The sequence below is a fragment of the Kribbella sp. NBC_00359 genome (assembly GCF_036097425.1).
GTDB lineage: Bacteria > Actinomycetota > Actinomycetes > Propionibacteriales > Kribbellaceae > Kribbella.
Genome location: NZ_CP107975.1, coordinates 3,737,707 through 3,747,631 on the forward strand (window position 1 = coordinate 3,737,707; position 9,925 = coordinate 3,747,631).

A 9,925-nucleotide genomic window follows, 5' to 3' on the forward strand; every position below is an offset into this window, starting at 1 on the left:
CTCAGAAGAACGTCCGGACCAGGTCGACCACGACCGGATCGGCCGCGTCCGGGTCGTCCACGACCGGGATCAGCCCCCACTTGTCGAACGCCGTACACGGATGGGACAGCCCGATCCGGAGCTCGTCGCCGATCACCACCGGGACGCCGTCGAAGTGCAGGAAGCCGTGCTGGTCGTTGAGGTTGGTGACGGTCATGCCGTCGGCCGCGAGGATCGGTTCGCCGTCCGAGCGCGGCCGGATCAGCTGCGGCTCGGGCAGGTCCTGGTCGAACGGCAGATCGCGCCGGCCCGCGTCGAAGATCGCCAGCCCGGGCTCGGGTTGGGACGTGATCCGGACCCACCCATGCATCGCGGAGACGAGTCGATCGCCGTCCGTCCGGGGTGACTCGCCGAGTGGCGACACCCGGCGATACATGCCGTCGTCGTGCGCGATGTACGCGCCCGACCGGAGCACCACCCGCGCACCGTCCTTGGCCAGCGGAGCGAGCACCTGCGCCACGTCGTCGAAGTACTGACTGCCTCCGGCGCTCACCACCGGTACGACGTCCTCGTCGTACCAACGCCTCTCCAGCAAGCGGGTGTGGATCCCGGCCAGCGTGCGGAGGTACGCGCGGACCTCCTCGAGATCCGCCTCCGCCACGCCGTGCCCGATCGCGCCCTCGTATCCGGCGACTCCGGCGAGCCGCAGTGACGGCGCGTCCGCGATCGCCTCGCCGACGGCCAGCGCGGTCTCGGCGTCCCGCGCGCCGGTCCGGCCGCCGAGACCACCGACCTCGACCAGGACGTCGAGCTTCCGCGCACCGGGACCGACGTGCGCCGAACGGGCCGCCTCCATGAGTTCGACGGTCCGGACCGAATCGGCCCAGACCAGGACCTCGAAGTCCGGGTCGGCCTCGAGTTCGTCGGCGATCCAGCGCAGTTGGAGCGGGGAGATCACCGCGTTCGCGATCAGCACCCGGCGGACGCCGTACGCACGGGCGACGCCGAGCTGGAACACGTTGGCCAAAGTGATCGCCCAGGCGCCGGCGTCGAGCTGCATGGCCCAGAGCGCGGGCGCCATCGTCGTCTTCCCGTGGGGCGCGAGGTCGACGCCGTGGTGGGCGCTCCAGCGGGCGAGTGTGTCCACGTTGTGCCGAAGACCGGGCGCGGACAGCGTCATCAGCGGGGTCGGCAGCTGGGAGAGGCGGGGCTTGTCGGCGAGCACCTCGGCGACGGTCCGGCCCCAGAACGCGGGCGGCAGGGCCTTGTCCTGCCAGCTCACCTGCTGGTCGGCGAGAGCGGCGACGGCGTCGGCATCGTAAGCAGGCATCTGTTCTCCTGATGGATGGAGTTGCAGCATATGCAACGTGCGTTGCGCATACTGACCTCACGGTTGTAGCATCGCGCCCAAAGTTGCGTCAATGACGGGTGTTTCACACCTATCCCATCACCTCACCCCTGTGGAGTGCCGATGCGCGAACCGCTCCCTGAGACGCCCGCCGCGGTCTGCGTCGGCGAGGCGATGATCATGCTGGCCGGGGAGACCGGGGTGCCGCTGGCGGATGTGGAGTCGTTCCGTCGGTCGGTCGGTGGCGCCGAGTGCAACGTGGCCGGCGGACTGGCCGCCCTGGGGATCGCGACCGGCTGGATCTCGCGGCTCGGCGACGACGGCTTCGGCGCGCACGTACTGCGTGATCTGCAAGGGCGAGGTGTCGAGGTCGGTGGGGTCGAGCTGGACCCGGACCGGCCGACCGCGCTCTATGCGAAGGAGTCCCGGGACGGGCACACCCGGATGCACTACTACCGCACTGGTTCGGCGGCTGCCGCCATGGACCCGGCGTTCCTGGATCGGCCTGCGGTGCAGAAGCGGCTGGCGAACGCCGAGCTCGTGCACACCACCGGTATCACGGTGGCGATCTCCGACAGTGCGGCGCAGATGGTCGAGCAGTTGGGTGCGCAGCCGCGCAACTACCTGCTGAGCGTCGACCTCAACTGGCGGCCCGTGTTGTGGCGGGACAAGGACCCGGAGCCGCTCTGGCGGGTGCTCCGCGCGGCTGACGTCGTACTGATCGGTGCTGACGAGGCCCTGGTATTCGCGGGCACCAATGACCCCGCTGAGCTGCACGAACGCCTCGGTGGGCGGTGCACGCTGGTGGTGAAGAACGATGCGCACACTGCGCTCGTACTGGAGCCGGACGGGCGTCGCACCGAGGTTCCCGCGCTGACGGTCGATGTGGTCGAGCCGGTGGGGGCGGGCGACGCGTTCGCGGCAGGCTTCCTGGCGGGGACGTTGCAAGGCCTGCCGATGAAGCAGCGGCTGCGGCTCGGGCATCTGAATGCTGCGGCGGTGCTGGCCGTGCCGGAGGACCACGCCGCGCCGCTGGAGCTCGGTGTTCGCGAGCGATTGTTGACCTGCTCCGACGAAGAGTGGGCGGCGACGAAGATCGGCGTGACGTGAGTCAGAGCCTCGGGAGAGCTCTCCAGATCCTCGCCAACCTGGGCGAGGGGGAGCGGTCGCTCGACCAGTTGGCCACGGAGCTCGGCGTACACAAGACGACGGTGCTGCGGCTGCTGCGGACCATGGAGGCAGAGCGGTTCGTACGGCGTGACGCGGCACACCGGTACCGGTTGGGTTCGCGACTGTTCGCCCTGGCGGACGTTGCCCGCGAGCAACACGTCGTACGGGACGTCGCGGCACCGCATCTGCGCGAGCTGAACCAGAAGACCGGGCAGACCGTGCATCTGGCCGCGTGGGACAACGGCGAGGTCGTCTACATCGACAAGCTCGACAGTGTGAGGTCGGTGCGGATGTACTCCCAGGTCGGCGTACCGGCGGCACTGCACTGCACCGCGGTCGGGAAGGTGCTGCTGGCCGCACAGCCCGAGCGGCAGCGGGAGGCACTGCTGGCGTCGATCGACTACCACGCCTACACGCCGCACACGATCACCGATCCGGACACGCTGCGGGACGAGCTGGACCAGGTCCGGGCACGTGGCTGGGCGCAAGACCGGGCCGAGCACGAGTCGTTCATGAACTGCATCGGTGCGCCGGTGAACGACCATGACGGGCGGATCGTCGGGGCCGTGTCCCTGTCGGTTCCCGACGTACTGCTGAACTATGACCAGGTGCTCGAGCTCCTGCCCGACCTGCTCGCCACCGCCACAGCCATCAGTGCCGACTACAACTGAGAGGTGTCAGACCCGATGTCCGACAAGACCGTCATCTCCACCACCGACGCACCCGCTCCGATGCCGGTGTTCTCGCAGGGAGTGCGCAAGGGCAACATCCTGCAGGTGTCCGGCCAGGGGTCCGTCGACCCGAGCGGTGAGTTCGTCTTCACCGGCGACGTGAAGGGCCAGACCACCCGCGTCCTGCAGAACATCGAGGCGATCCTGAAGGCCGGCGGCGCGAGCATCGACGACGTGTTGATGCTGCGCGTCTACCTCACCACCCGCGACAACTTCACCGCCATGAACGAGGCGTACGCCGAGTTCATGTCCAGCCGCACCCCGAGCGGCGTCCTCCCCTCCCGCACGACCGTCTTCACCGGCCTCCCCCTCCCCGACATGCTGGTAGAGATCGACGCCCTCGCCGTCCTGAGCTGAGTCGTCCCGCCGAGCCCGGGCCAGGTGCTGGTCCGGGTGGTGGAATGCGCCTCCGGGCTTCCCGTATGGTGGGATATTCTGCCGGGATGCAGGATATGGCGGAGCGGCGTGGGGCGGTGCAGTCGATTGATCGGGCTGTGGCGATCCTGCGGTGTTTTGATGCGCGGACGCATGAGCTGGGGATCAGTGACCTGGCTCGGGCTACCGGTCTGTCGACGAGCACTGTGCATCGGCTGTTGCTCGCCATGCAGGAGAACGGACTGGTGCGGCAGACCGCTCACCGGAGGTATGCGATCGGTCCGCTGGTGGCTCAGTTGGCTCACAGCGGTGGGATCCCGGCGTCCTTGCGTGATGCGGCGATGCCGGTGCTGCGGATGCTCCGTGACGACACCGGGGAGACCGCGGCTGTGCACGAGTTGCTGCCGTCCGGCCAGCGCGTTGTGCTCGACCAGGTCGAGAGCCATCACCAGTTGCGCCGTACCTACACCGAGTTCGGCCTGCCGGTCACGTTGCCGCAAGGTGCGCCCGGGAAGGCGCTGCTGGCCTTCCTGCCGTGGGACCGGCAGCAGGAGGTTCTCGCCGGCCACCTCGAGCAGGTGCTCCCGCAGACCATCACCGATCCGGTCGTGCTGGCCGCCCAGTTCGCCGAGATCCGTGCGCGCGGGTTCGCGCTGTCGATGGCGGAGCGCACGCCGGGGATCCGCAGCGTCGCGGCGCCGGTCTTCGACCACTCCGGTCAGGTGGCCGGCTGCCTGAGCGTCTCCGGTCCCGAGATGCGGATGCCGGTGGAGCGGATGGAGGAGTTCGGGATGAGGATCGTCGCGGCCGCCTGGTCGGTGTCCGAACTGCTCGGCGCCACCCCAGCCGCCCGGGATCGCAGTACGGCGCTGGCCGGCAGCCGGTGATGTCCCAGGCCAAGGATCTGTTGAAGATCGCGCCCGCGGTCTATCTGCCCGCGTTGCTCTACGGCATCGGGCAGGGCGCGATCGCACCAGTCATAGCGTTGTCGGCCACACACCTGGGCGCCTCGGTGGCCGTTGCCGGGTTGGTCGTCGCGGCCGCCGGGCTCGGGCAAGTGATCGGCGACATCCCCGCCGGTGCGCTGACCAACCGGATCGGTGAGCGACGAGCGATGCTGGGGGCGACCGTCCTCGTCTCGTTGGCCCTGCTGGCCTGTCTGCTGGTGCCAACGGTCTGGGGCCTGGCCATCGCGATCGGCTGCACCGGACTGGCCGGTGCGGTCTGGGGTCTGGCCCGGCAGGCCTACCTGAGTGAAGCCGTCCCGATCGAGCTACGGGCGCGCGCCCTGTCGACTCTCGGCGGCGTCCAGCGCATCGGCTCCTTCATCGGCCCGTTCCTCGGTGCCGCCGCGATGAAGTTCCTCGGCACCGACGGCGCCTACTGGGTGCACTTCGTGTGCGCGGTGCTGGCCTGCGCGGTCCTGGTCAGCCTCCCCGACGTCGAGTCGGTACGGCGTACGCGCGGAAGCCGACCGGTCGCCGCACAGTCGACCTGGGCCGTGATCCGGGATCACCTCCCGGTGTTGCGGACCCTTGGCGTCGGGGCGTTGCTGGTCGGCGCGGTCCGCGCGTCGCGGCAGGTGGTGATCCCGCTGTGGGCGCTGCACATCGGTCTGGATGCGCAGACCACCAGCATCATCTTCGGGTTGTCCGGTGCGGTCGACATGCTGCTGTTCTATCCGGCGGGTTCGGTGATGGACCGCCTCGGCCGCAAGTGGGTCGCCGTACCGTCGATGCTCGTCCTCGGGTTCGCACACCTGTTGCTGCCACTCACGCACTCCACCGCGACGCTGACCGCGGTCGCGTTGCTGATGGGCGTCGGCAACGGGCTGGGGGCCGGGGTGATCATGACGCTCGGCGCCGACGCGTCTCCATCCGTCGGCAGAGCCCAGTTCCTGGGGGCGTTCCGGCTGTTCGCCGACACCGGCAACGGCGTCGGCCCACTCCTGCTGGCCGGTGCCACCGCACTGCTCGGGCTCGGCCCGGCGATCATCATCATGGGCGGCACCGGCTGGGCGGCGGCCACCGCGATGAGTCGCTGGATCCCGCCGCATCCACAACGGATTTGATAAAGGGTGTGTACGCAAGGCACACTGTCTACTGCCGAAGACCGCTGGTTGTCACTTTCGAGTGACTGAAGGTCCCACAGATGAGTGGGCGGCCCGCGTAGGTGACTTGGATAGTGTGACAGTAGTTATGTTCACGCCCTTGCGCCTGCGCAGGGGCGTTTTCTTATGGAATGGACCGGCCCGGGGTCGAGGCATGAAGCCGAAAGAAGGAGACCCCCATGGCGAGGCCGGACAAGGCAGCCGCTGTCGCAGAGCTGACGGACGAGTTCCGCAGCTCGAACGGCGCCGTGCTGACCGAGTACCGCGGACTCACCGTGGCGCAGCTGCGGCAACTGCGTACTGCGCTCGGTGACGACGTGAACTACGCCGTGGTGAAGAACACGCTGACCAAGATCGCGGCCAAGGACGCGGGTGTCGAGTCGTTCGACTCGCTGCTCGAGGGTCCGTCGGCTATCGCCTTCATCAAGGGCGACCCGGTGGTCGCGGCCAAGAGCCTGCGTGACTTCGCCAAGGCGAACCCCCTGCTCGTCATCAAGGCCGGAGTGCTGGAAGGCAAGGCACTCGGGACCGACGAGATCAACAAACTCGCTGACCTGGAGTCGCGTGAGGTTCTCCTCGCGAAGCTCGCAGGTGCGATGAAGGCGGCTCCGCAGCAAGCGGTGTCGCTGTTCGCTGCTCCGCTGTCGCAGGCCGCGCGCCTGTTCGCGGCGCTGCAGGACAAGCTGCCGGCCGCGGACGCCACAGCCGTGGCGGACGAGGCGCCGGCCGTGCAGGACACGGTCGAGGCACCTGCCGAGGCGAGCACCGAGGAGACCGCCCCGGCCGAGAGCTGAGGCAGACCTCATCCGCAACAACCCCATCAGTGATCACCAAGCATCACCCTTTAAGGAAGGACCGCCACCATGGCGAAGCTCAGCACCGAAGAGCTCCTCGGCCAGTTCAAGGAACTGACCCTGCTGGAGCTGTCGGAGTTCGTTAAGGCGTTCGAGGAGGAGTTCGGCGTCACCGCCGCCGCCCCGGTCGCCGTGGCCGCCGCCCCGGGCGCCCCGGCCGCCGCTGCCGAAGAGGCCGCGGAGCAGGACGAGTTCGATGTCGTTCTCGAGGCCGCCGGCGAGAAGAAGATCCAGGTCATCAAGGAGGTGCGCGGTCTCACCAGCCTTGGTCTGAAGGAGGCCAAGGACCTGGTCGAGTCGGCCCCGAAGGCGATTCTGGAGAAGGTCGACAAGGCTGCCGCGGAGAAGGCCAAGGAGGCCCTCGAGGGCGCCGGCGCCACCGTCACCCTGAAGTGACCACACGCTGCGTCCCCTGCCAGGGGACGTAACGAATGTGTAGAGAAGGGCGGTCCCCTGAGGGGGGCCGCCCTTCTGGCATGGTGGCTCGCTAGGATCACCCGCAGCCGCGTGTCACGTGCTGAGAGCACAGCGTGACGGAGGTGACCGGAGCGTGACGCCCGGGTCAATCGCTTGACATGCGGGGTTTACGCAAAACCGTACTCGTGCGTAACCTAGGCAACCGTGCCTCGTTGGACCGGGCAGAAACTCGTCGGTTCGGGGCCAGACAGACATTCCCGTGAGGAGGACCGGTGGGCGTAGAAGTCCGCGTCGAAGGTCTGACCAAGTCCTTCGGAAGCCAGCTGATCTGGGGCGACGTGTCCCTGACTCTGCCGGCCGGTGAGATCTGCGTGATGCTCGGCCCGTCCGGCACCGGCAAGTCCGTCTTCCTCAAGACGCTGATCGGTCTGCTCAAGCCCGACAAGGGCCACGTGTTCATCGAGGGCACCGACATCGCCACCTGCTCCGAGCGCGAGCTCTACGAGATCCGGCGGCTGTTCGGCGTGCTGTTCCAGGACGGCGCGATGTTCGGCTCGATGAACCTGTACGACAACGTCGCCTTCCCGCTTCGCGAGCACACCAAGAAGTCCGAGTCCGAGATCCGCTCCATCGTGATGGAGAAGATGGAGATGGTCGGCCTGGTCGGCGCGGAGCGGAAGCTGCCGGGCGAGATCTCCGGTGGGATGCGCAAGCGGGCCGGGCTGGCCCGGGCGCTGGTGCTCGACCCCGAGATCCTGCTCGTCGACGAACCCGACTCCGGTCTGGACCCCGTGCGTACGTCGTTCCTGAACCAGGTGATGATCGACCTCAACGAGGCCTTCGGACCGACGTTCCTGATCGTCACCCACGACGTGAACACCGCGCGGACGGTGCCGGACAACATCGGCATGCTCTACCACCGGCACCTGGCGATGTTCGGCCCGCGCGAGATGCTGCTGTCCAGCGAGGAGCCCGTAGTCCGGCAGTTCCTGAACGCGCAGATGATCGGCCCGATCGGCATGTCGGAGGAGAAGGACGCCGACGAGCTCGCCGCCGAGGCCGGCCAGGAGCTGCCCCCGCTGCCGCCGATCCCGATCCAGCAGCTGCCCAGCAGCGGCATGCTCCGGCCGACCCAGCGCCCACCCGGCGAATGGTGCCGTGAGAACGGCGTCACCCCGCCGCCGGGCTCCTTCGCCACCGCGACGGTGGGGGCCACGTGACCGTGTTGAATGCCGCGCTGCCGCGCGGCCGGTCACGGGGCTTTGCCTCCCGGTCTTCCCTCGTCTCTCCGGTCGCTTCGCTCCCTGCGCTCCTCAGTCCAGACCGGGAGGCCCCGTGACCGTTTCTGCGACCGCCCCGCTGAAGCACGCAGGCAACCTGTTCTCCTTTGCTCTCGACACTGCCCGGGCCTCGGTCCGGCGTCCGTTCCAGTTGCGGGAGTTTCTGCAGCAGGCCTGGTTCGTTGCCAGCGTGACGATCATCCCGACCGCGCTGGTCGCCATCCCGTTCGGCGCGGTGATCGCGCTGCAGGTCGGCGGCCTGATCAAGCAGTTCGGCGCGCAGGCGTTCACCGGCTCGGCCGCCGTGCTGGCCGTGGTCCGGGAGGCGTCGCCGATCGCGACCGCGCTGCTGATCGCGGGCGCCGGCGGCTCCGCGATCTGCGCCGACCTGGGTTCGCGGAAGATCCGCGAGGAGCTCGACGCGATGATGGTGCTCGGTATCGACCCGATCCAGCGGCTGGTCGTGCCGCGGGTGCTGGCCACGATGCTGGTCGCCTTCTTCCTGAACGGTTTCGTCAGCGTGGTCGGCGTGATGGGCGGCTACGTCTTCAACGTCGTCCTGCAGGACGGCACACCGGGTAGCTACATCGCCTCGTTCACCGCGCTCGCCCACCTGCCCGACCTGTGGCAGGGCCAGGCGAAGGCGCTGGTGTTCGGCTTCATCGCCGCGGTGGTCGCGTCGTACAAGGGTGTCAACGCGGGCGGCGGTCCGAAGGGGGTCGGCGACGCGGTGAACCAGTCCGTCGTGATCACCTTCATGCTGCTGTTCGTCGCGAACTTCTCGATGACGGCGATCTACTTCCAGCTCGTCCCGCCGAAGGGGGCCTGACGTGTCGGCCCTGATGGACACCCTGGTCAAGAAGCCGCTGAACTCCCTCGACCGGCTCGGTGAGCAGCTCGCCTTCTACATCAAGGCGCTGGCCTGGTCCGGCAGGTCGATCACCCGGTACCGCAAGGAGATCCTCCGGCTGCTGGCCGAGGTGACGCTGGGCACCGGCGCGCTCGCGGTGATCGGCGGCACCGTCGGCGTGATCACGTTCCTGGCCTTCTTCACCGGCACCGAGGTCGGCCTGCAGGGCTACTCGGCGCTGAACCAGATCGGCACCTCGGCGTTCGCCGGGTTCGTGAGCGCGTACATCAACACCCGCGAGATCGGCCCGCTGATCGCCGGCATCGCGCTGGCCGCGACCGTCGGCTGTGGCTTCACCGCCCAGCTCGGCGCGATGCGGATCAGCGAGGAGATCGATGCCCTCGAGGTGATGGCGATCCCGTCGCTGCCGTTCCTGGTCACCACCCGGATCATCGCCGGGCTGGTCGCGGTCATCCCGCTGTACGTCGTCGGCCTGCTGGCGTCGTACTTCGCGACCAGACTCACCGTGACCACGTTCTACGGGCAGAGCACGGGCACGTACGACCATTACTTCCATCTGTTCCTGCCACCTGGCGACGTGCTCTGGTCGTTCGGGAAGGTGCTCGTCTTCTCCGTCCTGGTGATCCTGGTGCACTGCTACCACGGCTACCACGCGACCGGCGGCCCGGCCGGAGTCGGCGTCGCGGTCGGTCGCGCCGTACGGACGTCCATCGTCGTGATCAACGTCGTCGACCTGCTGCTCTCGATGGCGATCTGGGGTACGACGACCACCGTCAGGCTGGCCGGGTGA

The 9,925-nt window shown here is 68.4% G+C and carries 11 protein-coding genes; 10 read left to right on the top strand and 1 reads right to left on the bottom strand.

Going from position 1 to position 9,925, the window contains the following annotated elements; genetic code table 11:
• Position 1 precedes the first annotated feature (1 nt).
• Positions 2–1,309 carry an amino acid deaminase gene (locus OG876_RS18320; RefSeq protein ID WP_328526089.1) on the bottom strand — a complete coding sequence of 436 codons (1,308 nt, stop codon included), beginning with the start codon at positions 1,307–1,309 and terminating at the stop codon, positions 2–4.
• 141 nt (positions 1,310–1,450) lie between these two features.
• Here OG876_RS18320 and OG876_RS18325 point away from each other — a divergent pair, with 141 nt between their 5' ends.
• The 10 genes from OG876_RS18325 to OG876_RS18370 all read left to right on the top strand — a co-directional run bounded on the left by OG876_RS18325 (position 1,451) and on the right by OG876_RS18370 (position 9,925).
• Positions 1,451–2,437 carry a sugar kinase gene (locus tag OG876_RS18325; protein ID WP_328526090.1) on the top strand — a complete coding sequence of 329 codons (987 nt, stop codon included), beginning with the start codon at positions 1,451–1,453 and terminating at the stop codon, positions 2,435–2,437.
• Positions 2,434–3,168 (top strand): IclR family transcriptional regulator, encoded by a 735-nt coding sequence (locus OG876_RS18330; protein WP_328526091.1) that lies wholly within the window; start codon positions 2,434–2,436, stop codon positions 3,166–3,168. The genes OG876_RS18325 and OG876_RS18330 overlap by 4 nt, the downstream gene beginning before the upstream one ends.
• A 15-nt stretch (positions 3,169–3,183) precedes the next feature.
• Positions 3,184–3,585: a RidA family protein gene (locus tag OG876_RS18335; protein WP_328526092.1), complete on the top strand. Its 402-nt coding sequence runs from the start codon at positions 3,184–3,186 to the stop codon at positions 3,583–3,585.
• Positions 3,586–3,671: 86 nt separating this feature from the next.
• Positions 3,672–4,490 carry an IclR family transcriptional regulator gene (locus OG876_RS18340; RefSeq protein ID WP_328526093.1) on the top strand — a complete coding sequence of 273 codons (819 nt, stop codon included), beginning with the start codon at positions 3,672–3,674 and terminating at the stop codon, positions 4,488–4,490.
• Positions 4,490–5,674 carry an MFS transporter gene (locus tag OG876_RS18345; RefSeq protein ID WP_328526094.1) on the top strand — a complete coding sequence of 395 codons (1,185 nt, stop codon included), beginning with the start codon at positions 4,490–4,492 and terminating at the stop codon, positions 5,672–5,674. The genes OG876_RS18340 and OG876_RS18345 overlap by 1 nt, the downstream gene beginning before the upstream one ends.
• 218 nt (positions 5,675–5,892) lie before the next feature.
• Positions 5,893–6,507: a 50S ribosomal protein L10 gene (gene rplJ, locus OG876_RS18350; RefSeq protein WP_328526095.1), complete on the top strand. Its 615-nt coding sequence runs from the start codon at positions 5,893–5,895 to the stop codon at positions 6,505–6,507.
• A 69-nt stretch (positions 6,508–6,576) separates the two neighbouring features.
• Positions 6,577–6,963: a 50S ribosomal protein L7/L12 gene (gene rplL, locus OG876_RS18355; protein ID WP_328526096.1), complete on the top strand. Its 387-nt coding sequence runs from the start codon at positions 6,577–6,579 to the stop codon at positions 6,961–6,963.
• Positions 6,964–7,256: 293 nt separating this feature from the next.
• Positions 7,257–8,204, top strand: coding sequence for an ABC transporter ATP-binding protein (locus OG876_RS18360; RefSeq protein ID WP_328526097.1), 948 nt, complete (start codon positions 7,257–7,259; stop codon positions 8,202–8,204).
• 115 nt (positions 8,205–8,319) lie between these two features.
• A complete protein-coding gene (locus OG876_RS18365; RefSeq protein WP_328526098.1) occupies positions 8,320–9,093 on the top strand; it encodes an MlaE family ABC transporter permease in 774 nt (257 codons plus the stop codon).
• Positions 9,094–9,106: 13 nt separating this feature from the next.
• Positions 9,107–9,925, top strand: a complete 819-nt coding sequence (locus OG876_RS18370) for an MlaE family ABC transporter permease (protein ID WP_328526926.1) — start codon at positions 9,107–9,109, stop codon at positions 9,923–9,925.